Consider the following 21165-nt stretch of genomic DNA (forward strand, 5'->3'; position numbering starts at 1 on the left):
GCTTATTCTCCGTTGGTTTCCGGCTGGCGGATGGCGACCAAGGTGTCGCCGAGCTTCAGGCGCGTGTCGGGGCCGGGGTCGAACGAGGTATGGCCGTCGCGGTGCTTGACGGCAATGACCATGCTGCCGAGGGTCTGGCGCACGCGGGCTTCGGAAAGGGTTTTGTTGAGCATGTCGCTTTCTTCGTCGATGGGATATTCAAACACCTGAAGCGCGATGTTCTTATCTTTCGTAACCAGCTCGATGAGGTCGAGCACGGAGGGGCTGGTGATGAGCTGGGCAATCTGGTTGGCGCCGGAGGAAATGGGGGATACGACGCGTTTGGCACCGGCCTTGTGGAACTTGCGGGAGCTGTCCGGGTCGTGCACGCGGGCAATGATGCGCAGGCTGGGGCATAGGCCGCTGGCGGTGAGGGTGAGGTACAGGTTTTCCGCATCGCTATCGAGCGCGGCCACGAGCGAGTCGGCCTCGCTCACTTGGGCGTCTTCGAGGGCATCCTCTTCGGTGGCGTCGCCTTTAATGCAGGGAATGCCTTGTTCTTCCAGCCGGTTGACCGTCTCCTCGTCTTCTTCAATCACCACAAAGGGCGTGCCGGTGGCCAGTAGCTCGGCGACGACGCGGCTGCCGGTGCGGCCGTAGCCGCAAATGATGGCGTGGTTCTTCATCTGGGCGATTTTTTTCATCATGGTTCGTCTCCCTAAAACATTGGACAGGCTGCGCTGGAACAAAAACTCAACCAGACGGGTCAGGCAAAAGGCCATCACGCCGACGCCGCAAAAGATGAGCAGGGCGGTGAAGATGCGCCCGGGCCCGGAAAGTTCATGGACTTCGTCGAAGCCCACGGTGGACACGGTGATAACCGTCATATAGAAGCTGTCGGACCAGTTCCAGCCTTCGATCCAGCGGTAGCCCGCCACGCCGGTCGCCAACACCGTCGCGATACCTATCGCACCCTTGGCCAAGCCCGAAACCAGCCGTTCATTGAAACCCCTGTTTCTCATTGATTGAGATTAAAACGGATTCATTCGGCTCTTTCCAAACATTAATCCTTTTTAGTAGCTTCGGACTGAGGTTTACATGCATCCAATCACTAGAAAGCTGTTCCTGTCGAACGTTGTCCTGCTCGCGGGGTGTCGCTCCGCCACGGTCGAGGCCAGGTCGTCGTCGCCGACCGGCATTGTATCGCTGTCCTACGTCGCCCGGCTCTATTCCATGAGCATGGCCAGCGTCGGCAAAAAAATGATGCTGCAGAACAAATGGAACAAGATCGAAGTCGAAACCAACAGCCGGCGCGCCTGGATTAACGGCATTATGGTGTGGCTGCACCATCCGTGCCGCAAATCAGGCAGCGGCTGGGGAATCCGGGAAGTGGACTTCAAGAAGGGGATCGATCCGATCATGCGCTCCTACGCCTATGTGCCCTCCAAGACGCCGCGCGTCGTGGTGCTCGATCCGGGGCACGGGGGCAAGGACTCCGGCGCCATCGGCGCGCGCAAGGTCTACGAAAAGAAGGCGGTTCTCTCCATTTCCAGCCGGGTGAAAGCGCATCTTGAAGCCAAGAAAATCACCGTCCGCATGACCCGCACCGGCGACACCTTGCCGTCCCTGCAGCAGCGGGTCGACTACGCTTCCAGAGCCGGTGCCGACCTGTTCGTCAGCATTCACGCCGACGGCGCGGGCGATTCCAGCGCCCATGGCGTTGAAACCTTTGTGCCGACAGCGCCTGGATGCGATTCGAGCAACCACTACGGCCAAGCCGGCGACAAGTCCGCCTTTCCGGGCAACCTGTTCGACGCCGCCAATGCCGTGCTGGGCTTTTCCATCCAAAGTAATCTAATTAAAAAAAGCAAGCGGAGCGACCGCGGACTGCGCCGCGCCCGCTTCTTTGTGATTAAAAACGCGCCGTGCCCCGCTGCGCTGGTGGAATGCGGCTTTGTCACCAACCCGGCCGAAGAAGCACTGCTCATCAGCGCCGAATACCGCGAAGCCGTCGCACGCGGCATCTCCAACGGCATTCTCGGCTACATGACCCTCGTCAAACGCGCCCAAAAATAGGTGTGAAGACAGAAAAACATCATTTCATAGGTCTGACCCCTTTTTCTCGGCTGCATCCTGCGGATTTCATGCAGCGTTTCGTTGGTAATCATATCGCAATGACCGGCAATCACCAGATCGGGGCCAAAAGCGGCAACGGTTTCGAGCAGCCGCCGGTTGGCCTTTTTCTTTCCCAGATCGCGAATGCCCAGCGGCGCCTCGAAAGCCGCCACGTCGCGGTCGCTGAAAACCGACACAAAATGATCGTTCTTAATCAAGCCGCTGGTCAGCTTCTGGACCCAACTGACCCGCGTTTTTCCGTAGCGGCGCAACTGCTGATATGCCACATGCAGAACTCTCATAAGACCTCCTCCAAAACCTGTTTCAAAATTACGGCAGGCACCGCGTTTCCCCGCTAAACCAACCGCAAAACGCCATTTATGTGGTTTCGCCTCGGGGAAGTCAACCGCAAGGGCAGGTTTAGGTACTTTCCTTACAACTCCTTGCCATTCTGCGTTCCTTAACGGATGACCCTTTACCTGTTCAGCACCAAAAGTCAAATCCTCTTCCGATGCCGCTTTTGCAAAATGGTTATGAGCAAAATGGTTATGAGCAAAATGATTTAAAACAAACATCCCGCACAAAAATCATTTTGCTCCAAATCATTTTGCACCAATAAATCTGCTGCGCAGCCTCATTGGGTACTTTCCCATTCTGCGTTCCTTGGCGCGTGACCATCTTGCGTATACAATCGATGACAGGATCATTAAATGACAAGATTATTAGAAGTGTCCGCATGAAGTTCTTCGTATTATTTACTGGGGAAACTCGGGAAGGCTTTTTCTAAAAAAAATAAATATCGCGGCCAATCCAGTACAACAAATTTCCGTACATAGGGCGGGTGAAATGGCAGTGAATAGAGGAAACACGGAGTGGGGCTGGCGCGAAGCGACGGCAGCGAAGCGGCAACCAACAAATATTCCGGTCGTTTGGATTAGTTGCTTTTCCTCCATTCGTTGCTGATTAATTTCCGATGTGCATGGCTGAGGCATCCGACATCACCAGTCTCACCCTAAAAATCTACATAGAACCCCGCATGAACGGAATCATCCTGTCCTATCTCCCTGCTGCACCCACCACTTTGGGGTCATTTAATTTGAGGCCGCTCGCCGCGCAAACGTCGCAGCTCGACAAGCGCCTCGAAAGCCAAGCGGCGCAGGGCCGGATTCCGATCCGGCGACTCCGTGCCCACTGCGCGCCAGGGTCTGACCCGGGGACAGCGGAGGGGTCAGTCCTATGATTTAATGTTTTCTTCCGTTTCAGCCGAATCGATCAACCTAAAAACATTATTTCATAGCACCCCTTTGCCGGGGAATAAACGTTGCCTTCAAATCCGGGCGTCGTGTCGTTTCGGCTCCAAGCTCTTCGCTATTTACTTCATTTATTAGTGTCTGAACTGATTTTTTCTGCTTGTTGGATTTTATCTTTCATATGAATTGACCCATAAAGCCCGAACCCAAGAATGATCAATAATCCCGATAGGAACATAATTTTTTCTGATTTTGTTTTTGCTCTGATGATTCCGAAAATAAAAGCGACAACGATCACTATTGCTCCAAGGATTGGAAGTATTGTTGTCATAGCCTGGGGTCAGGCCTTGAATATTAACATTTTCTGTTTCAACGTCCATAACTCACCCTTGGTTGCGCTCTCCATTAATTTAATATTTCTCGAAACACTGCTCGGATGCCCCATCATTAACAAATCTGATATCCAACTATTTTTAACGCATGTATTTCGGCGGATTAACCAAGCAATTGCCATTTTGTTTTTGGCCCCTTTTGAATGTTAATATTCAAGGACTGGCACGAATGGCACTTCCTTAAGGGCTCCTATCACACACATAAAACCGCAGTTTTAGGGTAAAAACCAATGCTATTATCTTGATATATATCACGAAGAATGCAAGTATCTTGCATGAATAATACAACACCATTCCTGCCTGGACTTCATCTTCAATCGCTCCGTAAAAAACCGCGCTCTACGGCACAAATAATGGCCGATGAAATGATGCATAAAAAAGACAAATCACTGCTGGGTCTAAAAGCTTGTTTCGGACGTTTCATTCCCGAATGTTTTTTGAAAAACAATGTGAAGGGACATCATAGTCGTCACCGTATTTTCAGCAAGGAAACCACTTTCTGGGCGTTCTTTTCTCAGATTATTGATGCCGATGGGGGCTGTGCTGAAGTCGTTAAAAAACTGAAAACATATCTCGCTTTCAATAGTGATCAGTCGCTGTCCGTTTCCACGGGTTCTTACTGCAAGGCGCGAAAAAAACTAGAGGAGACGGATTTGGTCGAAATCCTCAAACACACCTCAGAGTCGTTTCATGTTAACCTCGACGATCAGCCTCTCGCGGGCCGGCGCGTTATTGTTGTTGATGGAACGGGGTTGAGTATGCCTGACACCTCTGAAAATCAAGACGAATGGCCTCAAATTTCCTCTCAAAAAAAAGGGTGCGGTTTCCCGACAATGCGCCTGCTCGGCTGTTTCGATCTCGCGACGGGCGCAATTCTAAGCTATGCAGTCGGAAATAAAAAAAACCATGAACTCCCCTTGCTTCGCCAGCAGGAAGGCACTTTCAAGGAAGGGGATATTTTCCTGGGGGACAAAGGGTTCTGTAGTTTTTATGATGTTGATCGGCTCCGAGAAAAGGGCGTTGACAGTATCATTCCATTAGCGCGTCGAATACCGAAAACGGAACAGACCTGCATCAAAAAGTTGGCGAACAATGATCTCCTGATTCGCTGGGAAAGGCCCGCTTGGTATAAAAAGGCACCCCTCCCGAAAGACGAGTGGAACCAGTTGCCCGAAGAGCTTCTATTGCGTCAAATCAAAGTCGATGTTGAGCAGCCTGGATTCCGAGTGAAAAGCTTTTACATCATCACTACGCTACTCGATCCGCTTATCTATTCAGCAAAGAGTATCGCCGACCTCTACTATCGCAGATGGAGCGTTGAACTCTTTTTTCGCGACCTAAAAACAACCACGAAAATGGATATATTGCGTTGCAAATCCCCCGCGATGATTCGGAAGGAACTGCTCATGTATTTCATCGCCTACAATGCCATTCGTCATTTGATCTATGAGACCGCGCACGCTCATGAAAAAGACCCCATGCGGCTGAGTTATAAAGGCGCACTACAAGCACTCCGGCAGGCGGAAGTATACTTTAATCGAGCCGCGCTTTGCCCATCCGAAATCCTTCGGATACGGGAAAACCTGCTCGATTCGATCCGCACCAATATAATTCCCTTTCGGCCCGGAAGGAGTGAGCCGCGATGCCTTAAAAGAAGACTCAAACCCTATCAACTTTTAACACTGCATCGTCATGAAATGATCGAGATAAAGCATCGGAGTAAATATAATGCCAAAGCAGCTTAAGGAAGTGGCATTCAGGTCTGACCCCTTTTTGACCCCTTTTGCGTTTTCGCGGTAGGGTCTGGCTGGTTGGAAAATTATTTATCCCTATTCCTTCGGTCTAATAGAAATCGTTGGAGTAATCTCTCAGAACGCATGACATGTAAAATGTATGCAGTATCATTTTCGACACGATAGAATATACGACATGGAGGAACGATAATTTCTCGATAGGTTGTGCGAGGAAGTTCTGCTGGGCGCTTCCCTGAGTTTGGATAGATTGTTAAACGCTCAACTCTATCAAATACTTTATGGACATAGTTACCCGCCGCGAGTGGATCATCGAGTGCGATATATTCCGCAACTTCATCTAAATCCAGAAGAGCTGGTTCTGTCCAAATTAGCTCAGCCATTTCTTCATCTTTCCTTTGGCTTCACTCTGAGTATAGGTTCTGTTTTCTAAAATTGCCCGTTCACCTCTGGAGATTCCTTCCAAAACACTCATCCGACTCTGCATGAACTCATAAGAATCAACATCAACGAGGTACGCTGATGGTTTACCATGTTCGGTAATTAAAACGGGTTCTCCCGAGCTATGGAGATCTGAAAGAATCTGGGTGGCTTGTCTTTTTAATGTGGTTACTAATTCTGTTTTCATACTCAGAATGATACTTTAGTGATACTCTGTGCTCAATTCTTTTTTATGTATTTCCACGTTTGAGATGAGGCTGAGTGCAAACGACTTCAACTTAATCGACGGGCGTTGTCACGATAGCCTCAATTGACTGGCTGGGAGTTTTATAGCCGAACTTTGGCATCGTTCATGCTTTATTATACCGTATTCGTTCTTTAATAATTTAGCCCAGCCGGTCAGAAACGTAAGACTCTGATTCGTTAACAATACTAAAGGGAGCTTAAAGCACCCACCTTGACACTTAAGGTTTCGGAGATGCACTTCCCCGAGTCTGGGCAGTTCTTCTCCGCTTCGAGATAACTCGGAGCGTTTTTTTTCATCTCCATCCACATTCGCCATGACCGTTCGGGAAAGCGTGCCGAAGGCGCGATTTCACCGATACGTGTCGATGGTCTTGTCGGCCATGGTTACTCTCATCTGATGTATTGGGTTCTGTAACCGATCTTGCCATTTTTGTATTCGTAGATTCTGTATCTGGCTTGGCGTCCCCAATTGCCCGCAATGGACGAGCTCACGTAAAGTGCCAAGCCAGTGGTGCTCATCTCGATGGAAATGCCCGGCTAGCCGAACGAGGAAAGGACGCGGAGGAAAGTTAGAGGTAGCCAGATGAATCCCTTCATGATAGCGGATCATTTCAAAAACTTCTCGGCATACTCCCGCGAAAGCCGCTGACCTTCTTCAATTTGGGCGGGGGTCATTATTTTAAGGAGACTCGAACATTTTTCTAATGCTCCTTTTTCCTCTTGCGCCGCCAGTTTATACCACGCATATGACTGCGGATAATCCTGAGGGACACCTTCGCCATATTCATAACAAAACCCTAGAGGTCCGGGGTCAGGTCCGGGGTCAGTCCGAAAGCGCCGATTAAAATCGGCGGAGAGTAGAGAATGAAAGAGTCTTACAATGAAGGATTAGCGAGCCACATTGGCCCCGAGTCATGTCTCGACAACCCGCGAGGGTGTGGGAAAGCGTTGACAGGGGAAAGCACAGGCGGGCTATTGAGCTCCGAAATCACCTGTTATCAGAGGCAGACCTCGTGGACTGTACGGGAATGCAACATGGTCGGCCGCGTAAATCGCGAGCGGTCTACTGCTCTGGCGGAGTCATGGAACCTGGCATGTGCGGACACTCTCCGCGCGGGAATCGGGAGATCTCGGGAAGGAGTCTCGGTCAATGAATGAACCGTTGAATCGAGACATCGCAGCAAAGGTCAATCGCCGAATACCTGCGATGGATTCCCCCGAGAAGTCGGATGGCGACATAGTACCTGAGAAGCTTGCGAACAAGGAGGCTATGGGCTCTGCGGAGCAGGTGGAGGGAAGGGAGCCAACCAAGAGGAACCTTGAACAAATCATCGCAAGCCGGACGCTGAGCCGGGGGTTTGCGTCACAGAAAAAGGGGTCAGACCTATGAAATGATGTTTTCTGCATTTCCTCTACTCCCTTTATCCGAGGGGCGGACCACTTTTTTCATTATCCGCCCACACAACTGCACGTCCCATACGCACAGCAAAAATATCCGTACATCTTATATGGTATTAGGTCTAAGTAAAGGAAAGGGATTGGGAGAGTTGGGGGTTTGATGTTGAATCGTTCTCTTTGCTCACTATTTGTTGGCACAAATTATCGGTCGCTTTGCTCGCGGGGGGTTGGGAGTTGAATACGCGCGATTTGTCCGCCGCCCGCCACGTCGGGGACGTGGCCTACACATTGATTGGAAACTTTGCGATTCCCTGCGATCTTGTGGCTAATTCCCCTCCGAAAGACCAACGCTTGAACCACTCTTATGTTGCGCGTAACATAAGAATGATTCACCGCGGCGGGTGGTAAGAAATGCCGTTCAGGCTATGCGGCGGGTTCGGCGAACCAGACCTACCCAATGAACCGCCCGTCCCATCGGGGACATGGCCTACATCATGGAGTCTTCAGGCGACTCTGTGGAATAGTCGCCTGAAGGCGGGACTACATACAAAATGTCTTCGTGCCTTTTGAGCCTCTTGGCGGCCAATAAATCCGTGTTCATCCGCGGTTCTCCCCTTGCGCACGAGCGGCGCGCTCGGCGATCGCGCCCTACCAAAGAACCATCCTGTTCATCCCGTCTAATAAAAAAGTACGGCCAGCAAACGAGCCATTCCTCCGAGACCGCTTTCCACCCTTCGGGCGGTGAAGCGGTCTCTACTCCCTGTGAGTGCTGGTTCGTGTGTAGAGAACGTTTACCCGCGATCCGGAACCTGCCGACCGTTTTTCCATTTCTGGCGGCGATGGCAGGGGTGGTTGCTGGCCTGGCCGGCATCAATGTGTCCAACTCGCAGCCTCGATCGTGGCCTGCTAGATTCAGACCGGCATGATTGGTTCCATCGTCGTCGTGCTGACGTTCCTTTACCTCAAAGTGTAACACTCTGGTTTGGAAAAACGTGTTGACAAACCTAAACATTTGGTTATTTTGCCAAATATAGTTTCAAGGAGTCCTACGATGACGGAGAAGGAAAAAACCATGTATACGGCGAAAGCCCAGGTGCTCAAGGCGCTGGCGCATCCGACCCGGCTTTGGATGGCGGAAGAGCTGGAGGGCGGCGAAAAGTGCGTGTGCGAATTTGTCGATGAAATCGATGCCGACTTTTCGACGATCTCTAAACATCTCTCCGTGCTGAAGCAGGCGGGGATCGTCGCGGACGACAAGCGCGGCAAGCAGGTCTTCTACTCGCTGAAGGTTCCCTGCGTGCTCAACTTTATGCATTGCGTCGAAGCGGTGATCGAGAACAACGCCAAGTTGCAGGCGGAGCTGGTGAACTAAAAAATTTTGAACAATGATTGGTGAAAAGGTCAAATGACCAATATCGGCGGAATCGCCGGAGGTAATACATGTTAAAGGTTTTTACAACGTTGGCGGATTGGCTGACGTTTGACGTGTTTGGGATGGAGCAGGGCAGCCATCTGGCTGAAAGCGTCCATTTTTTCATTGAAGACGTAACGAAAATCTATGCGCTGTTGCTGGTGCTGATCTATGTGATCGGCTTTTTGCGAGCGGGCCTGAATACGGAAAAGATTCGTGCTCATCTGGAAGGCAAACACCGCTTCATCGGCTATTTGCTGGCTGCGGTTTTCGGGGCGGTGACGCCCTTCTGCTCCTGCTCGTCGATCCCGCTGTTCCTGGCGTTCACGCAGGCGCGCATTCCGATAGGCATCACGATGGCCTTTCTGGTGACCTCGCCGATGATCAACGAAGTGGCCGTGGTGCTGCTGGGCGGCACGCTGGGCGTGGGATTCACCGCAGTCTACATTTCGCTGGGCATCCTTTCGGGCGTACTGGCCGGCATGTTTTTCGATTTCATCAAGGCCGAGCGCCACCTCAAACCGATCGAGCATAAAGAGGTGAGTGACGGCATGAAAGAGAGACTCGAGCAGGCCGCTCGGTACAAACCGACCCGCCAAGAGCGGCACGCCTATGCGGTGAATGAATTCAAGTCCGTCTTTTCCAAGATCTGGATGTGGGTACTGATCGGCGTCGGCGCCGGCGCTGCGCTGCACGGATTCGTGCCGGAGTCTGTGATTACCGATAACCTTGGCGACGGCCAGTGGTGGAGCGTGCCGAGCGCCGTCCTGCTGGGCATCCCGCTCTACGCCAATGCCAGCGGCGTCATCCCGGCCATTGAAAGCTTGCTGGACAAGGGCCTTCCGGTCGGCACCGCGCTCGCGTTCATGATGAGCGTGGTGGCGGCCAGCCTGCCCGAGTTCATGCTGCTTAAGCAGGTCATGAAGCCACGCCTGCTTGTGATGTTTTTCCTGACCCTGCTGGTGTTGTTCAGCTGCGCGGGATGGATTTTTAACCTAATCTGGTAACCAAAGGAGTAAACCATGAAGATTCAGATTCTGGGCACCGGATGCCCCAAATGCGAAAAGACCGCAAAGGTGGTCCGCGAAGTTGTCGAAGAACTCGGACTCGATGCCGAGATCGAAAAGGTGACCGACCTCAACGAAATCATGGCCTTCAACGTGATGATGACCCCGGCCGTGGCAATCGATGGACAGGTGAAAATCGCCGGACGCGTCCCGTCCGCGCGCGCCCTGAAAAAACTATTAGATTAAAAAGGAAGAACCAGTGGAACAGGTACTTAAAAGCATGACCCTCAATTTTTTCGGCCGAGGAATGCACAAGATCACGCCGGAAAAACTGTTTGCAAGCGATGTCGCCGTCTTTCTGGACGTGCGCTCCGATGAGGAAATCGCGTCCCTGCCCTGCCCGATGGGCGCACATTCAAACGTGGAATCCATCCACATCCCAATCAGCGGAATTCCCGACCGCCTGACAGAAATTCCGCAGGACAAACTGGTCGGCATCTTCTGCCCGGCACACGTGCGCGCTTCCATTGTCTACGCCTACTTGCGCTCCAAAGGCTACGAGCAGGTTCGCGTGCTCGAAGGCGGCTACGCGGCCCTGACCGACGCGTTCAAACCCGGCAAACTACTCGCGGTGCTGTAAGATGGAACACCTACCTCTCATTGGATTGCTGGTCTTTATCGTCGCAGTCGCCATGACCATGGTCGGCAAGGGCGGCGGCAACTTTTATGTTGTGATTTTGGCGATGGCCGGCGTCCCGATGCACGAAGCCGCCACTACCGGACAGTTCATTCTGTTCGCGGCCTCGGTGGCGGCGATGCTGATCTTCCACAAAAAGAAATCGATCTCGTGGCCACTGGCGATTTCCGTCGGCGGCATTACCGCGCTCTCCGCGCTGGCCGGCGGCTATTTTTCGCACGGCTTCAGCGGGTTCGCGCTGAAGATGGTGTTTGCGGTCATGCTGCTAGCCTCCGGCATCGTGATGCTGTTGCCGAAGCCGAAGCCAAAAATAGGCAACGGCGGTTTCGGGATCATCCAGCTGAAATCCGGCAACGAAACCTTTCGCATCAATCTGTGGCTGGCGCTTCCGGTCGCGGTGCTGACGGGGCTGGGCTCCGGCATGGTCGGCGTATCGGGCGGATCCTTTCTGGTGCCGCTGATGGTCGTCGCCTGCGGCGTTCCGATGCAGTTGGCCGTGGGCACGTCGTCATCGCTGATTGCGGCGATCGCCTTGATGGGCTTTGCCGGGCACGCGGTGCATGGCCACTTCAACCCGGCGTGGGCGTTGCCGTTGGCGGCGGTCGCCATTGTCGGTGGCGCGCTGGGCGGACGCCTTGCGCTGAAAGCCCAACCGAAACATCTGAAACAACTGTTCGCCTACACCAACTGGGTGGCGGCGGGCTTTATGATTTTTAACGCGTTGCGAAGTTGAAGGGTCCAAGGTCGGAAGGTCTGAATGTCCAAGGTCGGGGAAAATGACTTTGGACCTTCGGCTCAAGAAACAAACCAGGAGAAGAAAATGAGTGCGAGTGAAAAGGTGTGCAGTGGCGGGCCGAAGCTGGTATTTGCCTGCTCGGGCGCGGCCGACGTCGGAGCGCTGGCTGATCAGGCCGCGCGCAAGATGACCCGGGACGGAACCGGAAGCATGTTCTGCATGGGCGGCATCGGCGGCCTGGTTGAACCGATCATGAACAAAACGAGGACGGCCGACAAGATTCTGGCGATCGACGGCTGTCCGCTCAACTGCGTGAAGGCGACTCTGGAGCGCGCTGGTTTTGCGGAGTTTGAACATCTGCTGATAACGGAGCAGGGGTTTGCAAAAGGCAGCACGGAAGTGAATGAAGCAAGCATCGCTAAAATCGCCGAAGCCGGCGCGTCGCTGCTGGCGTGAATAGGCGGTGCTCCGCGCCGTTTGGATAAAAGGAAAGTATTATGACCCATGAAGAATTCGAATCTGCAATGGCCTTTCATGGCCACAAGTGCCCGGCGATGCCGTTGGGATTCCGCGCCGCGCAGGCGGCGATGAAGGCGCTCGGCGTGGCGCGGGCGCAGGACAAGGAACTGTATGTAATCTCCGAAACCGGCAAGGGCCATGCGGCCGGCTGTTTACTGGATGGCATCATGTCCGCCACCGGCTGCACCTACGGCAAATCAAACATCGAAAAAAAATACTACAACAAGATGGCGTTCACGCTGATCGATGTGGCCGGACAACGCTCGGTGCGCGTGCGGCTGAAGGACGATTTCTTCGGCAACATGCTCAACTCTCCGTTTGTTGTTCAGCGTAAGCAGGGCGTGGTGCCGCAGGACGTGCCGGCAGAAGTGGCCGACCCCTTGGTGGAAAAGGTGCTGAACCTGCCGGAGGAAATGTTCCTCGAAGTCGGGCCGGTGGAAACCTGTGTCTTCCCGAAGGGGAAAGGCTGCTTCGACACCGCCCTCTGCTCGAAATGCGGGGAGCGCACCTTTGTCAACAAGTTGACCGAAGCCGATGGCGGCCCGGTCTGCATCCCCTGCAGCGAAAAGGCGTAGATCAATGAGTGGCCACCATCACCATGAAGCTGCCGATGAAGGGATCGATGATCGGTCCATGGATCGCCGCTTGTCGTTCAGCATAGTACTGAACGGGGTGATCGTGGTCGCCGAGGTGGTTGGGGGGCTGCTGTCGGGCAGTCTTTCACTCCTGTCGGATGCGCTGCACAACCTGACCGACGTGGCCGCGCTGGTCCTCGCGCTGATCGCCCGCCGGCTGGGACGTCGGCCGCCCTCCACGCGGCATACGTATGGTTTGGGACGCGTGGAGGTCATTTCGGCGCTGGCAAACAGTGTCACCATTCTGGTGGTGGGGACGCTGGTATGTCGCGCGGCGATCCTGCGGTTCCTTCATCCGGAATCTGTTAGCAGCGGCTTGATGCTGGTCGTCGCATCGATCGGGCTGGCCGCCAATCTGGCATCGGTTTTCCTGCTCAAGGGGCATGGCCACGACGATCTCAACATGCGAGGCGCTTTCCTGCATCTGCTGCAGGATACGCTTTCGTCCGTTGTCGTGGTGCTGGCCGCGCTTTTCTCGGGCTGGCGCTACGGCGTTTATCTCGATCCGCTCGCCTCCATCCTTGTGATTGCAATGATCGTACGGAGCAGTTGGACATTGCTAAACGAATCCCTGCATGTGCTGCTGGAGTCGACGCCCGCCGGGTTGGATCTCGGCGCGCTGCGAAGCGATATCCAGAAAACCGTTCCGGGATCCGATCTGCATCATGTGCATGTGTGGGAGGTGCAACCCGGAAAACGAATGATGACTGCGCACGTGCAGCTTGACGATCGCCCCCTCTCTGAGGTGGACGCCTTGCTGAAACGCGTTCACGCGCGTCTGGCGGAACGCTGGCATATTGACCACGCCGTCCTCGAACCCGAATTCAAGGGCTGCGGGAGTAATGAGCTTCTTCCTGCCGGAACCGGGAAGGGCTGACCAAGGTACGCTTCATGGAACAGACCCTCCTTTTAGCCGCGATCTTTTTCGCCGTCTCGACCTTCTTTTCAATGATCGGGATGGGCGGCGGTATTTTGTATGTTCCGATTCTGCTCTTTGCGGGGTTTACCTTTGAGCAGGCTCCGGCCATCAGCCTGCTGTTGATCTCGGCAACATCGATCGCTGCGCTTTCCACCTTCTGGCGCAACCGCAAAGTGGACTGGAAACTGGCGCTGGTGATCGATCCGCCGACGGATATTATGGCGTTTGCCGGGGGCTATTTCAGCTCGCTCATTCCCGAGCCGGTGCTGCGCTCCATTCTGGTTGGCATTCTGATGGTGGCCGGCACGCTGATGCTGGTGAATAAAGCCAGCAAGCAAGCCCATACGTTTGATCAAGATCGCTGGTGGCTGTGGCATCGAAACTTCCATGGCACAAGCTACACCGTGAATCTGCCGCTCGTCCTCACGGCTACGGCGTTGATCGGGGTGCTTTCGGGGATGCTGGGCATCACGGGCGGAATCATTAAATTGCCGCTCATGGTGCTGCTGTGCGGAGTGCCGATGGATATCGCGGTGGCCACATCGACGGTGATGGTCGCGGTGACCGCGCTGTCGGGTTTGGCGGGCCACGCCATGAACGGGCAGGTGGATTGGCGAACCGGATTGGTGCTGGCGATTGCCGCTGTTGCCGGCGGGTTGCTGGGCAGCCGAATCTCGGTTTCAACGAATAAGGCAAAATTAAAACAAGGATTCGGGGTCGTCGTCTGGCTGATTGCCATTCGGTTTCTTGTGCAGCTGATCAGTAGGTAACGAAACGCCATCCGCGCGGTTGTGGATCGCTGTTTTGTTGGGACACACGGAAAAAACTAAACAGGAGTACAGATGAAGAAAAATATAGTTATCGTTTTTTTGCTGGTGCTTGCGGTGGCGGCGGTGGTCGCAATCAAAAACATGAAGGCGGGTGGCAGCTGCGCCAGCGGATGCGCGGGCGGGGTCTGTACCTTGCCGATCCCGGCGGGACGCCCGGCGTCGGAAGACCCGGTGACGGTTCTGGCGACATCGCCTCTGCCGAAACTGCTCGATCTCGGTGCGGGCAAATGCATTCCGTGCAAGATGATGGCACCGATCCTTGATGAAATGAAGGCGACCTTTGCCGGGCAGCTCGATGTGGAATTCATCGATGTGTGGGAAAACGAAGGCGTTGGCCAGCAGTATGGCATCCGTACGATTCCTACCCAGATTTTCTATGATGCCGACGGCACCGAGCTGTTCCGTCACGAAGGGTTTTTCCCGCGCGCGGATATGTTGGCCAAGTGGCAGGAACTGGGCTTCAGCTTTGAGGGAGAAGAGTAATGGAGTCGCTGTTTACAGCATTAACTCACGCTGTGGAAGGAACGCCGGGAGTGGCTTTAAGTGCTGCGTTGATCTGGGGCATTTTGAGCATCTTGCTGAGTCCCTGCCATCTGGCGAGCATTCCATTAATTGTGGGTTTCATCGATGAACAGGGGCGCACCAGTCCGTGGCGCGCGTTTTTTATCTCGCTCCTGTTTGCCTCCGGCATTCTGTTGACGATTGCTTTGATTGGAGTGATCACCGCGACCGCTGGCCGAATGATGGGCGACGTTGGGCGCTACGGGAATTATTTTGTGGCTGTGATCTTTTTTGTTGTCGGCCTGCATCTGCTCGGGGTGCTTCCAAGCTTTGGAAAAGGGCCGGGGCAGGTTGGCATGAAACGCAAAGGACTGCTGGCCGCGTTTGTGCTCGGGCTCGTGTTCGGGATTGCGCTCGGCCCCTGCACCTTTGCCTATATGGCTCCGATGCTTGGCATCGCCTTTAAACTCGGAGCGGCGCAGCCGGTCTATGCCGGAAGCCTATTGCTGCTCTACGGCGTCGGCCACTGTTCAGTGATTGTGCTGGCGGGCACCTCCACCGGGCTGGTGCAGCGCTACATGAACTGGAACGAGCATTCCACGGGTGCGATAATCCTCAAGAAAATCTGCGGAGTTCTCGTCCTGCTCGGTGGGCTCTATCTGATCTACACCGCGCCCTGAGCGCGGGTCAAGGCGATGGAACTTTCCGAAGTTGCAGATTGACAGTTAGCCAAACGACTAACTATAAGGGGCGGCATGAACAAGCCGCTGGAAATCCTGAAAGCTCTCTCCGATCGTAATCGCCTGCGCGTGGTGGCGGCGCTGATGCATATCGACGAACTCTGCGCCTGCCAGGTGGTGGAACTGCTGCACGTGACCGGCGCGACAGCGTCGCGCCACATGGGTTTGCTGCTGCATGCGGGCATCGTGGAGAGCCGCAAAGACGGCCGCTGGGTCTACTACCGGCTGGTTGATTCGATCGATCCCCACCTGTTCCAATGGTTGGAATACGAACTGAAATCCGTTGCCGGTCTGGAGGCTGACCGGCGGTTGCTTGAAACCATTGTGGCCTGCGAGCCGGAAGAACTTTGCCGCCGTCAACGGGGCGAGGAGTGCTGCCCAAATAGTTTTAATAAGGGGAAATAGAAATGAGCGCTGAAAAGAACAAAGAGAGCGGCATCGGTTTTTTTGAGAAATACCTTACCGTGTGGGTGGCGCTTTGCATGGTCGCCGGCATTTTGATTGGAAAATTTCTTCCGGCCATTCCAGAGTTTTTGGGGAAGCTTGAATATGCCCGGGTATCCATTCCCGTTGCTGTCCTGATCTGGCTGATGATTTATCCGATGATGATGAAGGTCGACTTCAAGAGCGTGAAGAATGTCGGTAAAAATCCAAAGGGCCTCTTTATCACCTGGACCACCAATTGGCTGATCAAACCGTTCACCATGTTCGGCATTGCGTGGCTCTTTTTCTACGTCATCTTTAAAAACATGATCCCCGCAGATTTGGCGAAAGAGTATCTCGCCGGTGCGGTGCTGCTTGGCGCCGCGCCCTGCACGGCCATGGTCTTTGTCTGGAGCCATCTGACGAAAGGCAACCCCGCCTACACGGTGGTGCAGGTGGCCACCAACGACCTCATCATTCTCGTGGCCTTCGTGCCAATCGTGAAATTCCTGCTGGGGATCGGCGATGTCTTTGTTCCATGGGACACCCTCTTCCTGTCGGTCGTCCTGTTTGTGGTGGTTCCCTTAACGGCCGGCGCCTTGACCCGTGGCCATATGCTTAAAACCAAGGGTGTGGCATATTTTGAAAACACATTCCTCCCCAAATTCAGCAACACGACCATCATAGGATTGCTGCTGACGCTGGTCATCATTTTCTCGTTCCAGGGAAAAGTGATTCTGGAAAACCCAATCCACATTGGGCTGATTGCGGTGCCGCTGATTATCCAGACCGTGCTGATCTTTTTCATTGCCTATCTCGCCGCCAAAGCGCTCAAGCTTCCGCACAATGTTGCCGCGCCCGCCGGCATGATTGGCGCTTCCAACTTTTTTGAGTTGGCCGTGGCCGTGGCTATCGCGCTCTTTGGAACTACCTCCCCGGTGGCGCTGGTCACGATCGTCGGCGTGCTGGTGGAAGTGCCTGTTATGCTTGCCCTCGTCGGCTTCGCCAACCGCACCACCAATTGGTTCAGGAATTAATTACTGACCGCTAAGGCGCGAAGAAACAAAGATTTCTATTCCTTTGTGTCTTAGCGTCTTTGCGGTCGAATAAACTGAAGTTAAATGAAGGAGAGTTGTAATGAGGGAAAAAATTAGCCTGCTTTACCTATGCACCGGAAACTCCTGCCGCAGCCAAATGGCCGAAGGCTGGACGCATGCGCTCAAGAGCGATGAAATCGAAGTCTACTCCGCCGGCATCGAAACCCATGGCCTCAATCCGAATGCGGTGAAGGTGATGGCCGAAGCCGGTGTGGATATCACCGGCCAAAAGTCGCAGCACATTGATGAGTTCAAAGACACGAAGATCGACTATGTCGTCACCGTCTGCAATCACGCCCACGAAACCTGCCCATGGTTCCCGGCCGACTGCAAAGTGGTTCACGTCGGCTTCGACGATCCGCCCAAGCTTTCTGCTCCCGATGCGTCGGAAGAAGTAAAGCTCGACGGCTTCCGCCGCGTCCGCGACGAGATCAAAACCTTCGTAGAAACCCTTCCCAGATTTCTCGCGGAAGAAAAATAAACACAAAGGCTCAAAGGGCACAAAGAAAAGACCCTTCGTGAACTTTGCGTCTTAAGCGAGTTTGCGAGCGAGTGTTTAACTAAGGAGTAATGATGAAAACACTGAAAATTTATGATCCTGCCATGTGCTGTTCGTCCGGCGTGTGCGGGGGGTGTCTTTTCTATTGTTAAAACTGGGGAATATCCCGATCTGGAAAAGCTCGGTGGGCTGTTGAACGCTGTGCCGGTGTCGCTGGACGTGCCCGACTGCGGGTGCAACTAAACACGTTGCGCGACGGGGGGCAGTGAAGGAGCTGCTGCCGCGCATCCGCGATCCAGAGTTTACAAAGGTGTTGATCGTTGCGCTGCCTGAAGCCACGCCGGCATCGAGCCCTTCTGCTGGATCATCAACCGCAGCTTTGCGGTTTCCGGAACGGCCGATCCCGTCCTTTGCGCCAAAGGGCTGCTCGAAACGGAATATATCCGGGGAATCGCCTCCGGTTTTTCGATTGCCCGCACCGTCATTTCTCCCTGGGTGGGCCAAGAACTGCCGGCGCAGAAAACCTAGGCTTGCTGACTCAGGAAGGCTGACCGCCGAAAAGCGGGACGAACCTTATCATGAAAAGGTTTGTAGTTCCGGATTTAGCCGGCTTTCAGAGTGGCGAGAGCTAGCAGCACCCATCCGGCGATGAAGCAGAGGCCGCCGATGGGAGTGATGGCACCGAGGACTTTAACGCCGCTGATGGAGAGGGCGTAAAGGCTTCCTGAAAAGATGACGATGCCGGCGGTCATCGCCCAGCCGCTGGCGGTGAGCAGCTTGGATTGAAAATGCATCGCCACCAATCCGACTGCGAGCAGCGCGAGGGCGTGGTAGAAATGGTATTCAACGCCAGTCTTGTAGATTGCCAGCATTTCGGTTGAGAGTTTTTCTTTCAGTCCATGCGCGCCGAACGCGCCGATCATCACGGCCAGTGCACCGCTGATGGAGCCGAGGGAGAGGAATAGTTTAGCCGTTGGGTTCATAATTTTTCTCTATTGAACTTTCAGTAATTCCAGCCCGTTTTTCTTTAGATCGTTGTCGAAAGAGTAGACCGTTTTGATCCCTTTTTTGCGGGAGAGGGCGAGGATGTATGCATCGACGAGATCAATCTTTTTGTTTTGCAGTAAAGCGAGACAGGAACGCATGAGTCCTTTGTCCTGCATCGATACTCCTTTGAATGCGACAATCTGGTCGAGCGTTTCGGCCGCTTTGTCCGACGGCACTTCGTAAAAGCTGTGCAGTACGAAGAACGCTTCGAACAGAACCAGCTCAGGTAGTTGAACGCTCAGTTCGCCTTTCTCCACTTTGTCAAAAAAGGAATACACTCCTTTGAATTTTGGCTGGATGGTTTCTGGATCCTCGACCAAAAAGCGAATGATGACGTTAGTATCAATCAGGCTATGTTTCATTGGACATTCCTAGGGCAAAGGCTTCATGCATTTGCCTGCGGGACGGGAACGGCTTGGCCGTGGCGTACGCCGCGAGAGAGCCTGCTAGCTGGGCTGACTTAAGCTCTGTCTTTTTCAGCTCAATGCAACTGCGTTTGGCATCAATGCTTACATCCAACATGTCGCCAACCTGCAGATCCATGTCCTTGCGGATCTGCGCAGGAATAACCACCTGTCCCTTGTTGAAAACCTTCATCAGCATCATAACCTCCATTGGTTATACTTCAGGGTATAACAATGTGGCTTCTTGTCAAGCCAGCACGTTTAGTGCGCGTGTCTACTTTGATGGATCGGTTACCCGGCCGATGAAGAGGATGGCGCCGGTGCTGTTTTCGCGGATGAGGAAAAGGAAGGGACGGTTGGCCTCGAACATGAGCGGCATGCTGGTGGTGCGGATGCCGACGGCGGTGGCGGCCGCGGCTTCGGTGCCTTCTTCGTTTACTTCCACGAAAGCCTTGTGGACCACTGCGCCAATGAAGAGATTTTTGGATCCATCCATGCCGGAGAGGTCAGCGCCCTTCGAAAAGGCCAAAGGCATGCCCATGGCTGCCAGGGTGCTGGCGAGGCTGAATTCCGATTCCAGTTTAAACTTGGGGAGGAAGACCATGATTTCCTGCTTGTTGAACTGGAGGCTGTTGACCAGTTCCAGCGTAAGGTCTTTTTCCAGCGCCGGGAGTCCGTCGGACGAGGTGGGCAGGAGGAGGAGCATGGAAAGGTCGTCGCCTTCGTAGGGCAGTTTCAGAGTCTGAAAGGTTTTGTTGTACGAAAAGTTAAAGTCGCCGGTCTGCGACATCATCGGCACGTCAACGGTTTTGCCCGGCTCTAGAATGAACGGAACGTCATGGGTGGCTTCGGCTTTAAACTGGCTGGCCCAATCGCCTTTGAAGTAGATGGCGTTGGCGAGCACGAGGCGGGTGAGCGGATCGAGCATGCCTGCGGGGATCAGATCCTTGATGCGGTCGTTGGTTTTGCCTTCGACCCAGCGGTTGATTTTTTTGCGCGCGGCGTCAGCGTCGGCCTTGTAGTCGATCGCCTCGATTTCGCTGCCGTAGTATTCCTTGGTCATGGCCAGATAGTCGGGCAGGAATTTGTAGTCCACTTGGGGCCAGAGCGCGTTGGCGACGCTGAGCTGCACCTCGCCTTTTTCTTCGATGCGATTGAGTCTTTTCCGCAGATAGGAAAACGCAGGGTGGGTGGCGCCTTGTCCGCCGAAGCGGAACGTGCTGTTGATCTGTTCGGCGGTTTCGCCGCGGGCGCCGCCGTAGACCATCGCCAGCGCGGACGAGATGCTGTAGGGCGAAAGGAACAGGTTGCCTTCGCTTTCGGCGGCAAGCTTTTGATAGATCTCGAAGGTCAGCTGGTTGACGGACTCGGCCGAGTCGAACGCCGCTGCCGTGGGTTGGGGGTTTTTCCATTTGAGATCGGTGATCTGCAAGGTGGTTTTGCTGCCTGTTTTTTTGTCCAGCAGTTCCAGATCTTTGGCGACCCACATGCCGTCCATCTTTTTGATGCTTTTGATTTTCAGACGGCCAATCTGTTTTTTCTTGGCGTCGAGCGTCTGGGCTTCGAGCAGCATGCCCATCTTTTTCTCGATCCAAAGGCGCATGGTGTTTTTTGAATCGGGGACGGGGACATCGACCACGTAGCATTCGCGGTTAATTTTTTTTTCTTCGTCTATCAGCTGGGAGTTGGGCCACCACAAGACGGAAAAACTCAAGTCGGCCCAAGTGAGGCCGGTGCCGAGGATGGTGGAAGAAGGCGTGTTCTCCTCGTTGGAAAAACGGTAGCTGGGTTGCTCGTTGTTCCAGGTAATATTCAGCGTTTCATGATCGATGCGATATTCAGCAACGGGTGCTTCAGCGCCCCAGTCCAGGTCCATTTCGACCGGCAGGCTGTCGGAGGTGAATCCGTTCTTTTCGCGCACCTTCAGTGTGCCGGTCAGTTTGATCGGCTCGTCCGGCAGTTTGGTGCGGACAAACGCCAGAATGTCGTCGGCGGGGATCGGCGCGGCATGGCAGCCACAAGCAAACAGGGAAACTAGACTGGCTAATAATAATATTTTCAAAGGACTCACCTCAATCGTAGTGATGATGACAGAATAATTATGGGCAGAATGATTGCTCTGCGTCCG

The 21165-nt window shown here is 53.9% G+C and carries 26 protein-coding genes; 17 read left to right on the forward strand and 9 right to left on the reverse strand.

Annotated elements, in window-relative coordinates:
* Window positions 1-2: 2 nt before the first annotated feature.
* Window positions 3-1001, reverse strand: coding sequence for a potassium channel family protein (locus tag SCARR_RS24240; protein WP_136064521.1), 999 nt, complete (start codon window positions 999-1001; stop codon window positions 3-5).
* 76 nt (window positions 1002-1077) lie between these two features.
* Between SCARR_RS24240 and SCARR_RS24245 the strand changes: the two genes are divergently transcribed.
* The gene (locus SCARR_RS24245; RefSeq protein ID WP_136064523.1) at window positions 1078-2055 is read left to right on the forward strand and encodes an N-acetylmuramoyl-L-alanine amidase family protein; all 978 of its coding nucleotides are present in this window, start codon (window positions 1078-1080) and stop codon (window positions 2053-2055) included.
* Here SCARR_RS24245 and SCARR_RS28705 read toward each other — a convergent pair.
* Window positions 2022-2669, reverse strand: coding sequence for a hypothetical protein (locus tag SCARR_RS28705; RefSeq protein WP_222846434.1), 648 nt, complete (start codon window positions 2667-2669; stop codon window positions 2022-2024). The genes SCARR_RS24245 and SCARR_RS28705 overlap by 34 nt on opposite strands.
* A gap of 1342 nt (window positions 2670-4011) precedes the next feature.
* Here SCARR_RS28705 and SCARR_RS24260 point away from each other — a divergent pair.
* A complete protein-coding gene (locus SCARR_RS24260) occupies window positions 4012-5481 on the forward strand; it encodes an IS4 family transposase (protein WP_136061451.1) in 1470 nt (489 codons plus the stop codon).
* Between the two features lie 74 nt (window positions 5482-5555).
* Here the strand turns inward: SCARR_RS24260 and SCARR_RS24265 are convergent, their stop codons facing one another.
* The 3 genes from SCARR_RS24265 to SCARR_RS29630 form a co-directional block, all read right to left on the reverse strand.
* The gene (locus tag SCARR_RS24265; RefSeq protein ID WP_136064525.1) at window positions 5556-5870 is read right to left on the reverse strand and encodes a type II toxin-antitoxin system RelE/ParE family toxin; all 315 of its coding nucleotides are present in this window, start codon (window positions 5868-5870) and stop codon (window positions 5556-5558) included.
* Window positions 5858-6115: a type II toxin-antitoxin system Phd/YefM family antitoxin gene (locus SCARR_RS24270; RefSeq protein WP_136064527.1), complete on the reverse strand. Its 258-nt coding sequence runs from the start codon at window positions 6113-6115 to the stop codon at window positions 5858-5860. Before SCARR_RS24270 ends, SCARR_RS24265 begins: the two co-directional genes overlap by 13 nt.
* A 665-nt stretch (window positions 6116-6780) precedes the next feature.
* Window positions 6781-7056: an SEL1-like repeat protein gene (locus tag SCARR_RS29630; RefSeq protein ID WP_407984863.1), complete on the reverse strand. Its 276-nt coding sequence runs from the start codon at window positions 7054-7056 to the stop codon at window positions 6781-6783.
* 1567 nt (window positions 7057-8623) lie between these two features.
* Between SCARR_RS29630 and SCARR_RS24285 the strand changes: the two genes are divergently transcribed.
* The 15 genes from SCARR_RS24285 to SCARR_RS29635 all read left to right on the forward strand — a co-directional run bounded on the left by SCARR_RS24285 (window position 8624) and on the right by SCARR_RS29635 (window position 17738).
* Complete coding sequence (locus tag SCARR_RS24285; RefSeq protein WP_136064531.1) at window positions 8624-8944, forward strand: ArsR/SmtB family transcription factor; 321 nt, start codon at window positions 8624-8626, stop codon at window positions 8942-8944.
* Window positions 8945-9012: 68 nt separating this feature from the next.
* The gene (locus tag SCARR_RS24290; protein WP_136064533.1) at window positions 9013-9990 is read left to right on the forward strand and encodes a permease; all 978 of its coding nucleotides are present in this window, start codon (window positions 9013-9015) and stop codon (window positions 9988-9990) included.
* 15 nt (window positions 9991-10005) lie between these two features.
* Window positions 10006-10236, forward strand: a complete 231-nt coding sequence (locus SCARR_RS24295; protein WP_136064535.1) for a thioredoxin family protein — start codon at window positions 10006-10008, stop codon at window positions 10234-10236.
* Window positions 10237-10249: 13 nt separating this feature from the next.
* Window positions 10250-10630: a rhodanese-like domain-containing protein gene (locus SCARR_RS24300; protein WP_136064537.1), complete on the forward strand. Its 381-nt coding sequence runs from the start codon at window positions 10250-10252 to the stop codon at window positions 10628-10630.
* 1 nt (window position 10631) lies between these two features.
* Window positions 10632-11420 (forward strand): sulfite exporter TauE/SafE family protein, encoded by a 789-nt coding sequence (locus SCARR_RS24305; protein ID WP_136064539.1) that lies wholly within the window; start codon window positions 10632-10634, stop codon window positions 11418-11420.
* A gap of 87 nt (window positions 11421-11507) precedes the next feature.
* Entirely contained in the window at window positions 11508-11879 is a 372-nt protein-coding gene (locus tag SCARR_RS24310; protein ID WP_136064541.1) for a putative zinc-binding protein, read from the forward strand.
* Window positions 11880-11920: 41 nt separating this feature from the next.
* Window positions 11921-12517, forward strand: a complete 597-nt coding sequence (locus SCARR_RS24315; RefSeq protein ID WP_136064543.1) for an FmdE family protein — start codon at window positions 11921-11923, stop codon at window positions 12515-12517.
* Window positions 12518-12521: 4 nt separating this feature from the next.
* Window positions 12522-13454, forward strand: a complete 933-nt coding sequence (locus SCARR_RS24320) for a cation diffusion facilitator family transporter (RefSeq protein WP_168433578.1) — start codon at window positions 12522-12524, stop codon at window positions 13452-13454.
* A 14-nt stretch (window positions 13455-13468) separates the two neighbouring features.
* Window positions 13469-14266, forward strand: coding sequence for a sulfite exporter TauE/SafE family protein (locus tag SCARR_RS24325; RefSeq protein WP_136064547.1), 798 nt, complete (start codon window positions 13469-13471; stop codon window positions 14264-14266).
* A gap of 72 nt (window positions 14267-14338) precedes the next feature.
* On the forward strand, window positions 14339-14809 hold the full coding sequence (locus tag SCARR_RS24330) for a thioredoxin family protein (RefSeq protein ID WP_222846435.1): 471 nt from the start codon (window positions 14339-14341) through the stop codon (window positions 14807-14809).
* Window positions 14809-15507 (forward strand): cytochrome c biogenesis CcdA family protein, encoded by a 699-nt coding sequence (locus SCARR_RS24335; protein ID WP_136064549.1) that lies wholly within the window; start codon window positions 14809-14811, stop codon window positions 15505-15507. Before SCARR_RS24330 ends, SCARR_RS24335 begins: the two co-directional genes overlap by 1 nt.
* Window positions 15508-15582: 75 nt before the next feature.
* Entirely contained in the window at window positions 15583-15972 is a 390-nt protein-coding gene (locus SCARR_RS24340) for an ArsR/SmtB family transcription factor (RefSeq protein WP_136064551.1), read from the forward strand.
* A 2-nt stretch (window positions 15973-15974) separates the two neighbouring features.
* A complete protein-coding gene (gene arsB, locus SCARR_RS24345) occupies window positions 15975-17027 on the forward strand; it encodes an ACR3 family arsenite efflux transporter (protein ID WP_136064553.1) in 1053 nt (350 codons plus the stop codon).
* A gap of 100 nt (window positions 17028-17127) precedes the next feature.
* Window positions 17128-17568, forward strand: a complete 441-nt coding sequence (locus tag SCARR_RS24350; protein WP_136064555.1) for an arsenate reductase ArsC — start codon at window positions 17128-17130, stop codon at window positions 17566-17568.
* 92 nt (window positions 17569-17660) lie between these two features.
* Window positions 17661-17738 (forward strand): arsenic metallochaperone ArsD family protein, encoded by a 78-nt coding sequence (locus SCARR_RS29635; protein ID WP_407984864.1) that lies wholly within the window; start codon window positions 17661-17663, stop codon window positions 17736-17738.
* Between the two features lie 450 nt (window positions 17739-18188).
* Here the strand turns inward: SCARR_RS29635 and SCARR_RS24360 are convergent, their stop codons facing one another.
* The 4 genes from SCARR_RS24360 to SCARR_RS24375 form a co-directional block, all read right to left on the reverse strand.
* Entirely contained in the window at window positions 18189-18569 is a 381-nt protein-coding gene (locus tag SCARR_RS24360) for a DUF423 domain-containing protein (RefSeq protein ID WP_136064557.1), read from the reverse strand.
* Window positions 18570-18578: 9 nt separating this feature from the next.
* Complete coding sequence (locus SCARR_RS24365; RefSeq protein WP_136064558.1) at window positions 18579-18995, reverse strand: PIN domain-containing protein; 417 nt, start codon at window positions 18993-18995, stop codon at window positions 18579-18581.
* Window positions 18985-19239: an AbrB/MazE/SpoVT family DNA-binding domain-containing protein gene (locus tag SCARR_RS24370; protein WP_168433579.1), complete on the reverse strand. Its 255-nt coding sequence runs from the start codon at window positions 19237-19239 to the stop codon at window positions 18985-18987. The genes SCARR_RS24365 and SCARR_RS24370 overlap by 11 nt, the downstream gene beginning before the upstream one ends.
* 72 nt (window positions 19240-19311) lie before the next feature.
* On the reverse strand, window positions 19312-21099 hold the full coding sequence (locus tag SCARR_RS24375; protein ID WP_136064562.1) for a serpin family protein: 1788 nt from the start codon (window positions 21097-21099) through the stop codon (window positions 19312-19314).
* Window positions 21100-21165: the final 66 nt, after the last annotated feature.

Origin of the sequence: Pontiella sulfatireligans (assembly GCF_900890705.1) — a bacterium.
GTDB classification, from domain to species: Bacteria; Verrucomicrobiota; Kiritimatiellia; order Kiritimatiellales; family Pontiellaceae; genus Pontiella; species Pontiella sulfatireligans.